Source organism: Rubneribacter badeniensis, assembly GCF_002899695.1.
In the GTDB taxonomy this organism is placed as follows: Bacteria; Actinomycetota; Coriobacteriia; order Coriobacteriales; family Eggerthellaceae; genus Rubneribacter; species Rubneribacter badeniensis.
In genome coordinates, this window is the sequence record NZ_PPEL01000076.1 from 1 (window position 1) to 17,198 (window position 17,198).

Annotated in this window: 15 protein-coding genes; 13 read left to right on the forward strand and 2 right to left on the reverse strand. The window is 67.0% G+C overall.

Going from position 1 to position 17,198, the window contains the following annotated elements:
- Positions 1–342 precede the first annotated feature (342 nt).
- The 13 genes from C2L80_RS10675 to C2L80_RS10740 all read left to right on the forward strand — a co-directional run bounded on the left by C2L80_RS10675 (position 343) and on the right by C2L80_RS10740 (position 15,674).
- Positions 343–1,659, forward strand: a complete 1,317-nt coding sequence (locus C2L80_RS10675; protein ID WP_103263189.1) for an anaerobic C4-dicarboxylate transporter family protein — start codon at positions 343–345, stop codon at positions 1,657–1,659.
- A 186-nt stretch (positions 1,660–1,845) separates the two neighbouring features.
- Complete coding sequence (gene aspA, locus C2L80_RS10680) at positions 1,846–3,261, forward strand: aspartate ammonia-lyase (protein WP_087198652.1); 1,416 nt, start codon at positions 1,846–1,848, stop codon at positions 3,259–3,261.
- Between the two features lie 105 nt (positions 3,262–3,366).
- Positions 3,367–4,131: an aspartate/glutamate racemase family protein gene (locus tag C2L80_RS10685; RefSeq protein WP_157941070.1), complete on the forward strand. Its 765-nt coding sequence runs from the start codon at positions 3,367–3,369 to the stop codon at positions 4,129–4,131.
- 197 nt (positions 4,132–4,328) lie between these two features.
- Positions 4,329–4,952 (forward strand): succinate dehydrogenase cytochrome b558 subunit, encoded by a 624-nt coding sequence (locus C2L80_RS10690; RefSeq protein ID WP_273532482.1) that lies wholly within the window; start codon positions 4,329–4,331, stop codon positions 4,950–4,952.
- Between the two features lie 18 nt (positions 4,953–4,970).
- Positions 4,971–6,728 carry a succinate dehydrogenase flavoprotein subunit gene (gene sdhA / locus C2L80_RS10695; protein WP_087198654.1) on the forward strand — a complete coding sequence of 586 codons (1,758 nt, stop codon included), beginning with the start codon at positions 4,971–4,973 and terminating at the stop codon, positions 6,726–6,728.
- Positions 6,725–7,486: a succinate dehydrogenase iron-sulfur subunit gene (gene sdhB / locus C2L80_RS10700; protein WP_204217437.1), complete on the forward strand. Its 762-nt coding sequence runs from the start codon at positions 6,725–6,727 to the stop codon at positions 7,484–7,486. The genes sdhA and sdhB overlap by 4 nt, the downstream gene beginning before the upstream one ends.
- Positions 7,487–8,184: 698 nt before the next feature.
- Positions 8,185–9,069, forward strand: coding sequence for a LysR family transcriptional regulator (locus C2L80_RS10705; protein ID WP_169999061.1), 885 nt, complete (start codon positions 8,185–8,187; stop codon positions 9,067–9,069).
- A 915-nt stretch (positions 9,070–9,984) separates the two neighbouring features.
- Entirely contained in the window at positions 9,985–10,206 is a 222-nt protein-coding gene (locus tag C2L80_RS10710; protein WP_087198656.1) for a hypothetical protein, read from the forward strand.
- A 1,163-nt stretch (positions 10,207–11,369) separates the two neighbouring features.
- Complete coding sequence (locus C2L80_RS10720; RefSeq protein WP_092198941.1) at positions 11,370–11,984, forward strand: TetR/AcrR family transcriptional regulator; 615 nt, start codon at positions 11,370–11,372, stop codon at positions 11,982–11,984.
- Positions 11,985–12,046: 62 nt separating this feature from the next.
- Positions 12,047–12,874 carry an MptD family putative ECF transporter S component gene (locus C2L80_RS10725; RefSeq protein ID WP_224759169.1) on the forward strand — a complete coding sequence of 276 codons (828 nt, stop codon included), beginning with the start codon at positions 12,047–12,049 and terminating at the stop codon, positions 12,872–12,874.
- Complete coding sequence (locus tag C2L80_RS10730) at positions 12,875–13,570, forward strand: energy-coupling factor transporter transmembrane component T family protein (protein ID WP_087197646.1); 696 nt, start codon at positions 12,875–12,877, stop codon at positions 13,568–13,570.
- Positions 13,567–15,129: an ABC transporter ATP-binding protein gene (locus C2L80_RS10735; protein WP_239938922.1), complete on the forward strand. Its 1,563-nt coding sequence runs from the start codon at positions 13,567–13,569 to the stop codon at positions 15,127–15,129. Before C2L80_RS10730 ends, C2L80_RS10735 begins: the two co-directional genes overlap by 4 nt.
- A gap of 173 nt (positions 15,130–15,302) precedes the next feature.
- Positions 15,303–15,674, forward strand: a complete 372-nt coding sequence (locus tag C2L80_RS10740) for a heavy-metal-associated domain-containing protein (protein ID WP_087197643.1) — start codon at positions 15,303–15,305, stop codon at positions 15,672–15,674.
- Positions 15,675–15,790: 116 nt separating this feature from the next.
- Here the strand turns inward: C2L80_RS10740 and C2L80_RS10745 are convergent, their stop codons facing one another.
- Positions 15,791–16,213: a flavodoxin gene (locus tag C2L80_RS10745; RefSeq protein ID WP_092198947.1), complete on the reverse strand. Its 423-nt coding sequence runs from the start codon at positions 16,211–16,213 to the stop codon at positions 15,791–15,793.
- Between the two features lie 134 nt (positions 16,214–16,347).
- Positions 16,348–17,052, reverse strand: coding sequence for a DUF3793 family protein (locus tag C2L80_RS10750; RefSeq protein ID WP_087197639.1), 705 nt, complete (start codon positions 17,050–17,052; stop codon positions 16,348–16,350).
- Positions 17,053–17,198: the final 146 nt, after the last annotated feature.

Below are 17,198 nucleotides of genomic sequence, written 5' to 3' on the forward strand. Positions count from 1 at the left end.
AGAGGTGTATAAGGGACAGCTCTCTGTCCATCCTGGTTCAACAGGGAGATCGGGCGCTCTCTGTTGAGCCGCCATCGACGGAGGCTGGGCCGGATCGTCGAGCGAAGCCTCGTCAGCGTCGCGAAAAGCTCTCTCCCGACGGGCCTCCCGACGCCTTGCGGGGGCGCGATTTCCATGCGTTTCCAAAAATCTGAGCAAAACCGCCTTCATTACCTCTTGACTAATAGGTACGGGGGGGGGGTATCCTCATCAGCTGTGCGAGAGGGGAAGGAGGACGAAAGCGCACGTTTGCATAGGCAGGTTGTCCCTGCGTTTTCCGAAAGGAGGAGATCAATCGTGGTAATGTTTCTCGTGCAGCTGGTCATCATCCTCGTCTGCATCTTCATCGGTGCCCGTATGGGAGGCTTGGGCCTCGGCGTCATGGGCGGCATCGGCCTTGCCATTCTCACGTTCGTGTTCGGAGTGCAGCCGGCAAGCCCCCCGATCGACGTCATGCTCATCATTGCGGCGGTGGTCACGGCGGCGAGCGTGCTGCAGGCTTCAGGGGGTATGGACTACCTGGTCCACCTCGCTGAGAAGGCGCTGAGGAGAAATCCCAAGCGCATCACGTTCATCGCCCCGATCATCACGTACCTGTTCACTTTGTGCGCGGGCACGGGCCATGTGGCGTACTCCGTGCTGCCGGTTATCGCCGAGGTCGCGCGTGAGACGGGCGTTCGTCCCGAGCGTCCCATGTCCATCGCGGTCATCGCGTCGCAGCAGGCCATCACGGCAAGCCCCATCGCCGCGGCGACGGTCGCCTTGCTGGCCCTGCTCTCCGATCAGGGCATCACGCTTGCGAACATCATGATGATCTGCATTCCCTCGACGTTCATCGCGTGCATGATCGCCGCGTTCGTGGCCAGCAAGATGGGCAAGGAGCTCTCGGAGGATCCCGAGTACCTGAAGCGCCTCGAAGAGGGCCTGGCCCCCATCAAGGCCGACACCAACTCGAACTACGTTCCCACGACCGCTTCCAAGATCGCTGTCGTGCTGTTCTTGCTGGGCGCGGTGCTGGTGGTTCTGTTCGGCTCGGTTGAGACGCTGCGTCCCGCGTGGACGGTCGACGGCGAGCTCACCCGCATGTCGATGCCCATCACCATCGAGATCGTCATGCTCGTCATCGCGGCCGTCATCATGATCGTCTGCCGTCCGAAGGCCGACGACGTGGTGAAGGGCAGCGTGTTCCAGTCGGGTATGACGGCGGTCATCGCCATCTTCGGTATCGCGTGGATGGGCGACACGTTCTTCAACGGCAACTCCGAGTTCATCGAGGGCTCCATCTCCGACCTGGTGACGGCGGCTCCGTGGCTGTTCGCGCTCGCCCTGTTCGCGCTGTCCATTCTGCTGTACAGCCAGGCGGCGACGGTGCGCACGCTCATGCCGCTCGGCATCGCGCTCGGCATCAACCCCGCGATGCTCATCGCCATGTTCCCGGCTGTGAACGGCTACTTCTTCATCCCGAACTATCCCACCGTCGTGGCGGCCATCAACTTCGACCGCACCGGCACGACCCATGTGGGCAAGTACGTGCTGAACCACAGCTTCATGATACCCGGCCTTGTGGCGACCATCGGCGCCGTGGCCATCGGCATGGGGCTGAGCAGCATCTTGCTGTAGCGCTTATCGGCGCGCCGCCCCGGCTTCGTCCGGCGAGGAGGGAGGGCCTCGCCGGACGGGCCGGACGGCTGGCGCACGGCGCGCGAGGGGCGCGCCGGTCAGCCATCCATTGACGATCGACAATCCATCGACAATCGACAATCCATCGACAATCGACAATCGAAGCGAAGAAAGAAGGCACAGGCAATGTCGGAGTTTCGTATCGAGCACGATTTTCTGGGTGACAAGGAAGTCCCGAAGGACGCGTACTACGGCGTGCAGTCGCTGCGCGCTATGGAGAACTTCCCCATCACGGGGTATCGCATCGACGACGCCCTGATCGACGCCCTGGCCGTGGTGAAGAAAGCCGCGGCGCGCGCGAACTGGGAGACGGGCCACATGGAGGAGCGCATCGCGAAGGCCATCATGGAGGCCGCCGACGAGATCGCTTCCGGCAAGCTGCACGACCAGTTCCTCGTCGACCCCATCCAGGGCGGCGCGGGCACGTCCATCAACATGAACGGCAACGAGGTCATCGCGAACCGCGCCCTTGAGATCCTCGGCGAGGAAAAGGGCAACTACAAGGTGGTCAGCCCGAACTCGCACGTCAACATGGCCCAGTCCACCAACGACGCGTTCCCGACCGCGGTGCACCTGGCCATCCTCACGCGCCTCGAGGGCTTGCTCGAGGCCATGGGCGAGCTGAAGGCCGCCTTCGAGGCGAAGTCCGAGGAGTTCGACGGCGTCATCAAGATGGGCCGCACGCACCTGCAGGACGCGGTGCCCATCCGCTTGGGCCAGGAGTTCGGCGCGCATGCGTGCGTGCTCGGCCGCGACATCGAGCGCATCGGCCGCACCCGCGAGCACCTCTACGAGGTGAACATGGGCGCCACCGCCGTGGGCACGGGCCTCAACGCCGATCCCGACTACATCGAGCTGGTGGATCGCTACCTGGCCGAGTACAGCGGGTTCCCCATCAAGGGCGTGTCGAACCTCGTTGACGGCACGCAGAACACCGACAGCTACCTGGAGGTGTCCTCGGCGCTGAAGATCTGCATGGTCAGCATGTCCAAGATCATGAACGACCTGCGCATGATGGCTTCCGGCCCGCGCTGCGGCCTGGGCGAGATCAACCTGCCGCCGCGCCAGCCCGGCTCCTCCATCATGCCGGGCAAGGTGAACCCGGTCATGGCCGAGGTCATGAACCAGTCGGCCTTCCAGGTGGTGGGCAACGACCTCACCATCGCGCTGGCGTGCGAGGCCGGCCAGTTCGAGCTCAACGTCATGGAGCCGGTGCTCGTGTTCAACCTGCTGCAGTCCATCACCATCATGACCAACGTGTTCACGGTGTTCCGCACGCACTGCCTGAGCGGCATCACCGCCAACGAGGACGTCATGCAGGGCTACGTGGACAACAGCGTGGGCGTGATCACGGCCATCAACCCGCACGTGGGCTACGAGACGGCCGCCGCCGTGGCGAAGGAGGCCATCGCCACGAAGCGCCCGGTGCGCGAGATCGTGCTTGAGAAGGGCGTCCTGACCGAGGAGGCGCTCGACGTCATCATGCATCCCATGGAGATGACGCATCCGGGCATCGCCGGCAAGGAGCTTCTGGAGAAGTAAGGCGCGTTGATGCGGCGGGCGCCTCGGCTGCGGGGCGCCCGCCGCGCGTACGCGCGCTTGCGGCGTCGGCGACGGGCCGAAGCCGCGAAAGCGAGGGAGGCTTGCATGGAGAAGCTGGGAGTTATCGGGGGTCTGGGGCCCGCCGCCACGGCGCGGCTCATGGAGCGCGTCGTGTTCTTCACCGATGTGGCGCGCGACCAGGACCATCTTGACGTGACGGTGCTCAACCGTCCGTGGATTCCCGATCGCACGTCGTATCTGATGAGAAAGCGCGGGGCGGTGTCGTTCGTCGATCCCATGAGGGATGCGGCGCTTGAGCTGGAGGCATGCGGATGCACGGTGCTCTGCACGCCGTGCAACACGGCGCACGCGCGCCTGGACGACATCGCCGCGCCGCTTGAGACGGCGCGCTTCGTGCACATGCCTCGCGAGACGGCGCGCCTCGTCGCCGAGCTCGGAGCGAAGCGCGTCGCGGTGCTGGGCACCGACGGCACGCGGGCCGCGGGCGTGTACGACGAGGCGTTCGCGGCGGTGGGCATGAGCGCGGTGTATCCCGACGAGGAGCGGCAGCGAGAGGTCATGTCCACCATCTACGACGAGGTGAAGGCGGGCCGATGCGACGGACCGGGCCATGTCGAGGCTTTGTGCGCGGCGATGGCGTGGGACGGCTGCGACGGCATCGTGCTCGGGTGCACCGAGCTGTCGGCGGTGGGGTGCGCTCCCATAGTGGCGGGGGCCGCGGTGGTGGACGCGCTCGACGTGCTGGCATGGCGCTGCGTTCGGGAGTGCGGCGCGCCCGCGCGCGATTTGAGGGCGCGGTTCGCCGATGCGGCGTGCGTCCGGCAAAGCGCATCGGACGCGGTTGGCTGAGGCGTCGGCCCGTCCGCGCCGCGCGACCGGGGGCCTTGCGCGTCGCGGACGGCTGCGGACGTCGCCCCGTCCGTTCTGCGGCCCGGCGTGCGGCGACGAGGGCGCGCCGCACGCCGGGCCGCAGAGGCGCGGCTTTAAGCGCATGGGCCCGCAGAGGGCGGGCCGGTGAGAGAAGGTTTAAGACAAGAGAGGTTTGCATGGAGACAACCAAAGGAATGGGTCGCACGGAGAACTTCCTGCGCAAGCTCCACTCGCTGTCGGGCCTCATCCCCATCGGGGTGTTCCTGACGGTTCACACGCTGGTGAACTCCTCGGCGATCTGGGGCGAAGAGGCCTACAACGTGGCGGCAGGCGTCATGGTGAACCTGCCGTACAAGCTGTTCCTCGAGACGTTCGTGATCTTTGTGCCGCTTTTGTTCCACGGCATCCTGGGCATCTGGATCGCGCTCAAGGCGAAGAACAACGTCAGGCAGTACACCTACGTTCGCAACTGGGGCTTTTTCCTGCAGCGCCTGACGGGCTTCATCATGTTCGCGTTTTTGGTGTGGCACGTGTGGCAGACGCGCGTGCAGGCCGAGTTCGGCGTGGAGCCGGGCTTTTCCATGATGGCCGACATCGTGGCGAACCCGGTGTTCTTGGCGCTGTACATCGTGGGCATCGTGGCCTCGATGTTCCACTTCGCCAACGGCATCTGGACGTTTCTCATCACGTGGGGCATCACGGTCACACCGAAGTCCCAGAAGGTGTCGAAGTACGCGACCATGGGCATCTTCGTGGTGCTGTCGGTGATCGGCGTGCTGGCGATCCTGGCGTTCGCCTAGCAGAGAGGAGCTCTATTCATGGCTAAAAACAAAGTTGTGGTCGTCGGCGGCGGTCTGGCCGGCCTCATGGCGACGCTCAAGATCGCCGAGGCGGGCATTCCCGTCGACTTGTTCTCCCTCGTGCCGGTGAAGCGCTCGCATTCCGCGTGCGCGCAGGGCGGCGTGAACGCCGCCATCAACACGAAGGGCGAGAACGACTCCACCTGGCGCCATCTCGACGACACGGTGTACGGCGGCGACTTCTTGGCGAACCAGCCCCAGGTGAAGAGGATGTGCGATGCGGCTCCGGCGCTCATCCACATGTTCGACCGCATGGGCGTCATGTTCAACCGCACGCCCGAGGGCCTTTTGGACTTTCGCCGTTTCGGCGGCACGCTCGTGCGCCGCACGGCCTACGCGGGCGCCACGACGGGCCAGCAGCTTCTGTACGCGCTTGACGAGCAGGTGCGCCGCCTCGAGGTGGAGGGCAAGGTGACCAAGTACGAGGGCTGGGAGTTCGTGTCGGCCATCGTGGAGGACGGCGTCTGCCGCGGCATCACCGCCCAGAACCTTGCCACGATGGAGATCGTGGCGTTTCCCGCCGACGCGGTCCTGTGCGCCACGGGCGGTTTGGGAGCGGTGTTCGGGAAGTCGACGAACTCCACCATCAACACCGGTTACGCCGCCGCCCGCCTGTACCGCCAGGGCGCAACCTTCGCCAACGGCGAGTTCATCCAAATCCACCCCACGGCCATTCCCGGCATCGACAAGAATCGCCTGATGAGCGAGTCGGCGCGTGGCGAGGGCGGGCGCGTGTGGACGTACAAGGACGGCAAGCCCTGGTACTTCCTCGAGGAGAAGTACCCGCTCTACAAAAACCTCGTGCCCCGCGACGTGGCCGCGCGCGAGATCTTCGACGTGTGCGTGAACCAGAAGCTGGGCGTGGACGGCCAGAACGTCGTGTACCTGGACCTTTCGCATATCGATGCGAACTACCTCGACAACAAGCTGGGCGGCATCCTCGAGATCTACGAGAAGTTCGTGGGCGACGACCCGCGCAAGGTGCCGATGAAGATCTTCCCGAGCGTCCACTACTCCATGGGCGGCCTGTGGGTGGACATCGATCAGAAGACGAACGTTCCCGGCCTGTTCGCGGCGGGCGAGTGCGACTACTCGCAGCACGGCGCGAACCGTCTGGGCGCGAATTCGCTTCTGTCGGCGGCCTACGGCGGTTACGCGGCGGGGCCGAGCATCGTGGAGTACGTGCAGGGCCTTGACAGCACCTACGAGAGCGTGGACGAGGCGACGGTCAAAGACGCGCTCGCTCGCGACCGCGCCGAGTACGAGGGCATCCTCAAGCTGGACGGGCCGGTGAACCCCTATGTGCTGCACGAGGAGTTGGGCGCGCTCATGACCGAGAACGTGACCATCGTGCGCGAGAACGCCAAGCTTGCCGCCACCTACGAGAAGCTGTTCGACATCGCCGAGCGCTACCAGCACATCGGCATCGACGACCGCTCGACGTGGAGCAACCTCACCGCGCCCTTCGTTCGCCAGCTGGGCGGGATGATCGACCTTGCGAAGGTCATCACGCTCGGCGCGCTCAACCGCAACGAGAGCCGCGGTTCGCACTACAAGCCCGAGTTCCCCGACCGCAACGACGAGGAATGGCTCAAAACCACGATGGCGTCCTACGACGCGGCCGCGGACGCGCCCGTTTTGTCGTACGAGCCGGTCGACGTGTCGCTGATCAAGCCGCGCAAGCGCGACTACACCAAGACGAAGAAGGAGGCATGATGACATCCGAGCGCATGGTGCGCCTTTCCATCAAGCGTCAGGCGAGCCCCGATTCGCGGTCCTATGTCGAGGAGTTCGCCATCCCGTATCGCCCGAACATGAACGTGACCGGCGCCCTGATGGAGATCCGCAAGAACCCCGTCAACGCCAAGGGCGAGAAGGTCGAGCCGGTGGTGTGGGAGAGCGTGTGCCTCGAAGAGGTGTGCGGAAGCTGCTCGATGCTGATCAACGGCAAGCCCCGGCAGGCGTGCTCGTCGCTGATCGACCAGCTTGAGCAGCCCATTCGCCTGGCGCCGCTCAGCTCGTTTCCCATCGTGCGCGACCTCATGGTGGATCGCGAGCAGCTGTTCGACGCGCTCAAGCGAGTGCATGCGTGGATCGACATCGACGGTCCCTTCGACTTGGGGCCGGGCCCGCGCATGCCGGAGCACACGCGCCGGTGGGCCTACGAGCTGTCCAAGTGCATGACCTGCGGCTGCTGTTTGGAGGCGTGCCCGAACGTCAACCCCAAGTCCAACTTCATGGGGCCTGCCCCCATCCAGCAGGTGCGCCTGTTCAACGCGCATCCCACGGGGAAGATGAACAAGGAGGTGCGCCTGAGCGAGATCATGAAGTCGGGCGGCATCACCTCGTGCGGCAACTCGCAGAACTGCGTGGAGGTGTGCCCCAAGAGCATCCCCATCACCACGTCGATCGCGCATTTGAACCGCGAGACGACGGTGCAGTCGTTCAAGGATTTCTTCGGCGGCGGGTTCTAGGCGCGCTGTCGGTTGGAGGGGGCTGCGGGCGCGGGGCGCCGGCGGCCCCTTCTCCGTTGCGCGGGCGGGCGAGGGATTGCGGGGGCTTGCGGGGGCGCGGGTGCTTGGGTGCTTGGGGTCTGCGGGCGTGCGGGCGGTTCGCGAGGCGCGGGTGCTTGTAGGTGCGGGTGCTTTCGAGAGGTTGGGCGCTTGCGGGTGCGTGGGGCTCGGGCGTGGGCGGTTCGCGGGCGCGCAGGTGCTTGCGGGCTTTGCGGCCCCTTTCCGCTGCGGGGGCGCGGGCGGTTCGCGAAGAGTCGGGCGCTTGCGGGCATGCGGGCGATTCGCGGGTGGTTCGTGGGCGGTTCGCGGGTATGGGTGCTTGTAGGTGCAGGTGCTTGCGGGCGTGCGGGGTCGCTCGCGGGCTTTCCGCGCCGTGTCCGATGCGCGGGCGGTTCCTCGGCGGTGAGGGTTCGGTTGGGATGCGGGGCGTTGATGCTGTTCTCTGCGCCGCTTTCGAGCCGCCCGATCTCGTCCCGGCCCTGTCTCGGCTCGGCCCGCCTCCGTTCCGGCCTGTCGCGTGCCTCAGTGCGCTTTGCGGGGCGCACGGCGGCAAGGTTTCTGGGCAGTCGTGCAGGACATCGGTCGCGGCGGGCGCGTTGCGGCATCGCGTGTCCGGCGCGCGGCGGTTATTGCGGAGTTTCGGGGAACAGGAGGAGCGCATGGATCTCGTGCAGTTGCGCCGCTTTCTTGCGGTTGCGGAGACCGAGCACATCACCGAGAGCGCTCGGCGGCTCGGCACGACCCAGCCCGCCCTCTCCCGCTCGATTCGAGCGTTGGAGCGGGAGCTGGGCGTTTCCCTGTTCGAACGTTCGGGACGAAACGTCCGTCTCACGCCCTGCGGCGAGCTGCTCCGTCGCAGGGCATCTCCGCTTGTGGCGGGGATCGACGGCTTGGGCCGCGAGCTGGCCGCCTTCTGCGAGGGCGGGCGGCATGTCGTGCGCATCGACGTGCGGGCCGCCTCCGAGGCGGTGACGGAGGCGATGGAGGCGTACAAGCGGAAGCGGCCCGATGTGCGGTTCGAGCTGGGCCGCAGCGCCGATCGAGCGGGGTGCGACGTATTGGTGGACGCCCTTGGCGCGGACAAGGAGCTGGCGGGCGTCGTCGGGTGGGGCGGCTTCGAGGTGACCGCCTTTTTCGAAGAGCGTATCGGCGTGCTCGTTCCGCTCGAATCCGGCGTGTCCGAATCGGCGTCGCTGCGCGAGTTGACGGAGGGCGGCGTCGTGTACCCTGCCAGGGAGGGCGGCTTTCGCTCGTTGTGCGACGAGCTGTGCGCCCGCCACGGTGTCGCTCCCGACGTCGTGTTCGCGGGTGGCGGGCCGTCGCTGGTGTGCGACATGGTCGCGCTGGGGCAGGGGACGGGGTTTTGGCCCGAGCGCAGCTGGGGCGATCCTCCGAGTGGGGACGTGCGGCTTGTGCGCGTGCGGGAGGGAGGGTTCGCGCGCCGCGTGGTGATCGCCTCTCCTGCGGGGTGCGAGCTGGACGGCGAGCCGCGCCTGTTCTTGGAGTACCTTGTCTGCCGTCTGGGCGCGCGTTGGGTTCGCTGATCCTTTTTCGCAGCGGTGGCCTTGCTTTGTCTCTGGGCTTTCTTGGCTGTTTTCGGCTTTTCGACCCTTTTCGGCCCTTGATTCCTGACCTGTGGAGAAATTGTATACCTTAGCTAACTCAACTTGTTTTGATGATGGAGTTAGCTTATGGTAACTTCCATCGGAAGCGAGGTTCGCAGACGGCGGTTCGAGCGCTTGAGATTCGGATCGCGGTCGGCAGGTCAAGCGCTCGGAGCGGACTTGACGGCCTGAGGGTTCGGGCCGGGGCATGATCGGGGCTGGCGGTGCGAGCCGGGGCCGGACCGGGGCGGTTCGGATGATGCTCGGGTTGGCCGACAGCCGGTTCGCGGGGTCGCTAGCGGCGAACGAATGTTTCACGTGAAACATTTGGTGCGCGAGCCGGTCGGTGCGAGGGCGCGTCCCGTGTGGGGAGGGAATCGCGGCAGAGTTCGCGAAGGACCCGCAGCAGGGCTTGCGCCGGGGTTTGCGAAAGGATTTGCGGCGGGACTTGCAGTGGGATCTGCAAAGGGATCCGCAGTGGACTCGCAGCAGAACTTGCAGCAGGATCCGCAGCAGGACCTGCGCCGTGTTTGCGGCTCATCGCTTCTGGAACGTTTGCCTACCCGGCGGCGGAAGCTCTCCTCTCGTCTGGCTGTCCGTCGCATCGCAAGCGGAGGGAACTTCCCCTTTCCCTCCGCTTTTCTATGCTTACAAGCCCGTTGGGCGCGGCGCTCAGACGATGCGCCGGTGCGGGCTTGCCCGAGGCCCGTTGGGTGCGCGGCAGGGGCACGACGCGCATTCCGGGGTTTGCAGCTGCGGCGTCTGCGCCAATCCCGACCGTTGGCGGTGGATGCTTGCGCGATGCCGTGCGCTGCTGCGGGGAGGGAATGGACGAATGCGAGGAAGGCGGTTTGCATGGTGGTTGGCGTTCGCGCGTCGCTCGAGGGCGGCAAGGCGTACACTTCCGAAGAGCTTTCGCGACGTTTCGGTCTGCATGGACGGGCGCTCGAAGACGTGCTCGACCATTTGATGGAGAAGGATTGCCTGAGGCCGGTCGTGTTCCATCGTCCGCGCACGCACGGAGGTGCCGTGCGTTTGGCCGGTCGTTTTGAGCGCCACCTGGTCTGGCAGGCGTAGCCGCTGCGGATGTGTCCGGTTCGATCCGGCCCAGCCCGATCCGGCTCGCTCAGGTTCGATCCGGCCCGATTCGATCTGTCTCGGCTCGATTCGGCTTGGTTCGCTTTGGTTTGGCCAATACGGTTTAATCGGTCCAGCTTGCCCCGATACGGCCCGGATCGGTCTGATTCGGTCCGGCTTGCTCTGGTTCGGTTCGGTCTGATGCGGTTCGCTTCGGCTCGGTCGAACCGCTCCGGTTCGCTCCGGTTCGGTCGGCCCGGTCTGATTCGGCCCGATGCGGTCCGGCTCGATTCGGTCTGATACGGCTCGCTCTGGCTCGGTTCGGCTCGCGGCTCATCGTCGGCTTGGCTGCCTCTTCGCTCTCGTGCGGGCGGCTGCGGGCGCGGTGCGCTTCGGTCCGCGTTCCGCATGTCGTGCAGACGGATTAGGGGTGGCGCCGTTTCGCGCCTTCGGGCGCTGGCGAATTGCATAAGGGAACGTCTCGCAAGGGGCGCTGCGGCAACTGTCGCAGCGCCCCTTGCGCCATTCGGGAGGGTTTCGTTCGTGCGGATGCGGGGGACAGGGGGCGCTTCGCGATTGCGGATGTCGCGCGGAAAGGATTTGCGGCCGGAATGTTTCACGTGAAACATTTGTTCGCGATGTGCGGATGTGCCGCGTTGTGCCGGGAGAGGCGGGGCGGGGTCGTCGGCCTTGGCGCGCGGAGCGGTGACCGGCGGCGCGGGGTGATGCGTAGGGCGGCGAATGGCGCGCAGGGCAGTGCGGTGCGGCATGCGAGGGATGCGCGGGGCAGCGCACGAGGGACGCGAAGCGCGGCGCGCGAGGGGAACTGCGGGACAGCGCGCGGAATGGTGAATGGCGCGCGCGAGGCGGCATAGTGCGGTGACTGGCGTGCAGGGGGGGGTGCAGCGCGGCGTACGAGGGGTGCCATGGGGTGGCGCGCAGGGCGGTGGCTGGCGTGCGGGGCGGCGCGCAAGGATGTCGGCCTTGATGCGGGCCGACGGGTGGAGGACGCGGGTGGTCAGCCTGGATGGTTGCCGCAGGCGGGGAATTCGGCGCGAAAAGGACGAGAGGGGGTTGCGAGAGAGGGGATCCATGGTAATATATCAGTGCTATATAGCACTGATATATCCGGAGGAAGCGAAAAAGGAGCAGGGACGGTCGCGATGGTTGCGGGCACGCGGGAGAAGATTCTCGAAGTGGGAAAACGGGAATTCCTTGCGAAGGGGTTCAAGGACGCCTCGCTGCGCCATATCGTGAAGGAGGCGGGTTTCACCCAAGGGGCGTTCTACGGCTACTATCCCGACAAGGCGGCGCTGTTCGACGCGCTCGTGTCCCCTGCGGCCGACGGCCTCATCGAGCAGTTCAAAGCCGCGCAAAAGGCGCATTTCGACCTTGTCGACGAGGGCCGCGCGGACGAGAGCGGAAGCCTGTCGACGGCGTACCTGCGGCGGTTCGTCGGCTACCTCTACGACAACTTCGACGCGTTCAAGCTGATCATATGCTGCTCGGGCGGCACGCGGTACGAGCACTTCGTCCACGATCTGGTGGAGTTGGAGCTTGAGCAGACCGCCCGGTTCTACGAGGAGGTTGCCGCGCAGGGCGGCCCTGAGAACCGCATCAGCCCCGAGCTGCAGCACATGATCACAAGCGCCTACTTCACGGCTGTGTTCGAGACGGTGGCGCACGATATGCCGCGCGAGCGCGCGCTTTCCTATATCGAAGAGCTCGCCGCGTTCTTCACGTGCGGATGGGAGGGGCTGCTGGGCGCGCGGGAGTAGGGTTTTCACGCCTGGGAGTTAGATAAATCTAACAAAAGGGAATCGGGAAAGGAGAACCGAACATGGAGAAAGAGACGACGGCAACAGGGCCTGGAGGCGTGCGTGGTCGGCAGGGCGGCATGCGAGACGGCGCAGGCGAGGTGCGAGGCGGTGCGCGAGACAATGCGGGCGAGGTTCGGGGCGGTGCAGGCGGTGCGCGAGACACCGTGGGCGAGGTGCAAGCCGGTGCGGGCGCGGTGCGAGGCTGCGCGAGCGGGGCGCGGGAGGGCTCGGCGACTAGCGCGCGCTCGGCGCGGCGCGGAGGGTGGACGGTGCGTGACGTGGTCACGACGGTGCTGCTGTCGGTTTTGCTCGTGGCGATCCAGCTCGTCGTCAACATGGTGTGCATGGTGAACGACTTCGTGAGCATGACGCTGTCGGTGGGCATCACGATGCTTCTGTGCGGCCCGGTGTACGTGCTCATGGCGCGCCGCGTGGGCAAGCGCGGCGTCACGCTTCTGTACATGACGCTTCTGGGCATTGTGTTTCTGCTCATGGGCAACTGGTTTTTGCTGCCGTGGTTCCTAGGCGTGGGCTTGGTGTGCGAGGCCATCCTGTGGAAGCGCGGCTCGTACGACAACTCGGCGCGCCTGACGGGCGCTTGGACGGTGGCGAGCCTGTTGTACAATGGCACGAACCTGCTGCCCATCTGGTTTTTCTGGGACACCTACTACTCGTTCGCCGTGGCCAGCGGCATGGAGCAAGGCTACATCGACGCCTATGTGAGCTACTTCACCGAGCCGGGCTGGGTGCTGTTCATTGTGGCGTTCACCACGGTGTGCGGGTTTGTGGGTGCGCGGGTGGGAAGCGGGCTTGCGGGACGCCATTTCAAGAAAGCCGGGGTTTTGTAGGTGGCGGTGCCGGTGAAGCTGGTGGCGCTTGTCTGCGCGATCGTGGGGACGACCTGCGGCTCGGCCGCGGGGCCCGCGGGCGCGGGGGCGCTGGCCGTGGTGGCGCTGGCGTTCTTGGCGGCGCAAGGGCGCTGGCGGCTTGCGGCGGGCGGGGCGGCTGTCGTCGCCGTTTTGGGCGTTCTGCTCGCGCTCATCCGGTTCGCGGGGCTGCGGATGGCGGTGTTCTCCGAATTCCATGTGCTCATGTTCTGGAACCTCTCCCCGGTGTTTTTGACGGGGTGGGCCCTCGTCTCCACGCCGCCGGGCGAGCTGTCGTCGTTTCTGTCGCGCGTGGGCGCGCCGACGGCGGTCATCCTGGGCGTGCTCGTGGCGTTTCGGTTCTTTCCGACGATGCGCGCGGCGGTGTCGGCCACGGCGGCCTCGATGCGCAATCGCGGGCTTGCGGAAGCCGGGTCGGTGGCGCGCCATCCCCTGCGCACGTGCGAGTACGTGGCGGTGCCGCTTTTGCTGCGGTGCGTGCAGGTGGCCGACCAGCTGGCCGTGTCGGCGACGGCGCGCGGGGCCGACTCGCCCGGTGCGCGGGGCAGCTACCATGTGCGAAAGCTCGACGCGCGCGGCGTCGCGTGGATGGCGCTGTGGCTGGTCGCAGCCGGTGCCGTGTCGATAGGCGGCGCGCTGATGGACGGTGTGCGGTGAGCGCGCGGTGCGAAGGCAGTGCGGCGGGCGCGGAAGCGTGCGAGGCGGCGAGCGGCGCGGCGGGTGCGCGGGCGTGCGGGACTGCGGAAGGCGCGGCCGGCGGCGCGCCGGTTTCGAGTGCGCGGGGAGTTGCGAGCGGTGCGTCGGCGGTGGAGCTGCGCGGGGCATCGTTTCGCTACGAGGATGGAGACGCGGGCGTGGAGGGGGTCGACCTGGTCGTGCACCCCGGCGAGTGCGTCGTGCTCACCGGGCCGTCGGGCAGCGGGAAGACGACGGTGACGCGCCTGGTCAACGGTCTGGCTCCCGCCTACTGGCACGGCGAGCTGGCGGGGGAGGTGCGCATCGGCGGCATCGATGCCGCCGCGCTGCCCCTTTGGGAGCGGGGGCGCGCCGTGGCGAGCGTGTTCCAAGATCCGGCGAGCCAGTTCTTCTCGTTCGAGCTTGCGGGCGAGGTGGCGTTCGCGTGCGAGAACTACGGGATGCCGACACGCGAGATCGTTGAGCGCACGGATGCGTGCATCGCCGCGTTCGACTTGGAGCGCGTGCGCGACCGCCCGCTCGACGCGCTGTCAAGCGGTGAGAAGCAGCGGGTGGCGGTGGCGTCGGCCGTGGCTCCCGGCTCGCGCGTCCTCGTGTGCGACGAGCCCACGGCGAACCTCGATGCGGACGGGGCGGCCTTGCTGGCTTCCCAGGTGGCGCAGCTGAAAGCCGCGGGCTGCGCCGTGCTGGTGTCGGAGCATCGGCTGGCGTGGCTGGCGGGCATCGCCGATCGATACGCCTACCTCGAAGGGGGACAGGTGCGCTGGCAGCGGTCGGCGTCCGAGATGGAGGCGCTTTCCGCGGGCGAGCGGGAGCGCTTCGGCCTGCGGTCGGCGTCTGCGGTCGCGCTGCCCGAGCTTGCGCGTCCCGAGGACGCGCGGACATCTGCGGACGGGACGGCCCCCTCCCTCGAGGCGCGTAGGCTCGCGTGCCGTCGCGGCGGGCATACGATCTGGGAAGACGTGTCGTTTCGCGCGTGGCCCGGTCAGGTGGTGGCGCTCACGGGCCGAAACGGCGCGGGAAAGAGCACGCTCGCGCGCGTGCTGGCGGGCCTTGCTCGCCAAAGCGCGGGAGAGGTGCTGGTAGGCGGCCGCGCGCTGCGCTCGGCCGCTCGGCGCCGCCGGGTGTTCTACGGCGCGAACGACACGGCGACGCAGTTTTTCACCAGCAGCGTTTCCGACGAGTTGCTGCTGGGGCGCGTGCGCGACGAGGGGTTGATCGCCCGCGCCCGCGATACGCTGGGGCGGCTGGGGCTCATGCCTTTCAAGGACGCGCATCCCGCGACGCTCTCGGGTGGGCAGCGCCAGCGCCTCGCCTTGGCGTGCGGCCTTCTGTCCGACCGGCCGGTGCTCGTGTTCGACGAGCCCACGAGCGGGCTTGACGGCGCGTCGATGAGGATCGTGGCCACGGCGCTTTCCGAAGCCGCCCGGGCGGGACGTACGGTCATCGTCATCACGCACGACGGCGAGCTGGCCGAGCGCTGCTGCACCTGCCGTCTGCGCATGGAAGAGCTGGCGTGAGGGGGCGGGCGCGATCTGCGGAGCCGCATCGAGGCCCTTGAAGGTTGCGACCGCGAGCCCTACCCGCTTTCTCATACGGGCTTGCGCCCTTTTCTCGGGATGCTACAATGAGTTAGCTACATGAAACACCTGGGCGCGCCGCCCGTCGGGCTTCGCTTCGAAAGGACGACCCTATGAACCTTCCAACCGCCGTCATCCTCGTCGTCATCGTCGTGCTGTGCGTGTTCGCCGCGCGCACCATGTACGACACGTTCACCGGAAAGGGCGGCTGCCATGGCGGGGGAGGCGGATCGCGCGCGAAGCGCGTGCGCGTGAGCGACAAGGACGAGGCGAACTATCCGTTCTCGCAAGAGGTCAAGGTGGGCGGCATGACGTGCGCCCGTTGCGCGGCGAACGTGGAGAACGCGCTGAACGCCCTCGGCGACACGTGGGCGCGGGTGGATCTGGACGCCAAGACGGCGCGCGTCCTGTCGAAGCGGCCCCTCGAGGCCTCCGAGATCGACGAGGCCGTGACGCGCGCCGGCTACTACGTCGCCTCCCGCTAGGGGCGACGGCACGCCGTCGGCGTGGGCGGGCGTGCGAAGCATACGCGCCCTGCGCCTCGGCCATGGTGCGGGCGGGACGCGGCTTTGCGCACCCGCCCACGCTGCGGATTCGCTCGCTAGCCTGCCAGCAGGCTCCCGACGCGCACGCATTCGGCGCTGGCCTCGTCGTCGGGGTAGTCGTAGGCGATGACGGAGTCTGCCACGTCGACGCCGGCTTCCTCGGCACGCTTCTCCCACAACTCCATCCACTCGCCGTCGTTCCATTCGTAAGATCCGAACAGCACCACGGTGCGACCGGGCAGGTGCGGTTCCACCTCGTCGTACATGGGAAGGAACTCCGTGTCCTCCAGCTCCTCGTCGCCCATGGCGGGGCAGCCGAAGGCGAACGCGTCGAACTCGTCGAGCTTGTCGGAGCTGAAGTCCGAGGCGTGGATGAGATGGGCGGTGCCCCCCTTCGCCCGCACTCCTTGGGCGATGAGGTCGGCCATGGCCTCGGTGTTTCCGGTGCCGCTCCAGTAGACGATCGCGACTTTGCTCATGATGAATCTCCTTTTGCCGTCAGGGTTTCGGACATGCTCGGTGTCGAGCGGGGTGCGCGGCGCTTGGACACTGCGCGACGGGGTGGACGTGCGACACGACTTCGACGCGCACTCCGCTCGACACGTATCGGCGCTCAGCCGGCGGCGCGGAACGCCTCGATGGCGGGGAAATCCTCGTCGACCGCGGCAAGGCACTCGATGGGGACGCCCTCGCCGAACAGGCGCTCGTACTCGGCGGTGCAGTTCTTGTAGCAGCAGAAGCAGCTCTGCGCGTCGCGCTCTCTCGCGTAGACTTTCCAGCATCCGCTGCACAGGTAGTTCTCGCCCTCGTTCTCGATGAAGCCGACGACGTCCTCGTAGGGGTAACCGAGGAAGAAGCCGATCTCGTGGGGAAACGAGCAGCGGCCCGTCATCTGGCTTTGCAGGTCGGTGCCGCAGATGCGGCGGTGGAGCTTCTCGATGCAAGCCGACAGCGAAGCGGGGTCGTAGCCCTCTGCGCGAAGGAACGCCGCCACGCGCTCCTCTTGGATGCAGCGTGTGAGCAGGGTGGGGCGGTACACGTACACGAGGGCGCCGCTCGCGCGACGGGCGAGCACCTCGATGCGCACGCCGTGCGGGGCGAGCTTGGCGCGGCAGACGCGCAGCGCGCTGGACAGCTCGTCGCCGCGCAGCGCCGCGGCCGTCGGTCGGCTTGGGTCGAGGCGGGCCGCAGGCGAGAAGGCGCTGCGGCAGGTGAACAGGTTCGCCGGCTTGATCGCCGCCAGCGTGGGGGTGCAGTGGTGCACCAGCTTGCGCTCGAGCGCGTCGGCTGGCGCGGTGCTCTGCTCGGTGACCTTCATGCGGCCTCCTGTCGGGTGCTGATGCCAGCAGGTTCGGGGCATCTTGAGTTAGCTTTGGATAACATATAACCGAGCGGGGCGCTTCCGTCAATGGGGGATCGGGAAAATGCGAAAGCGCGGCTGCGCGCGGGCGGGGAGACGGGGGG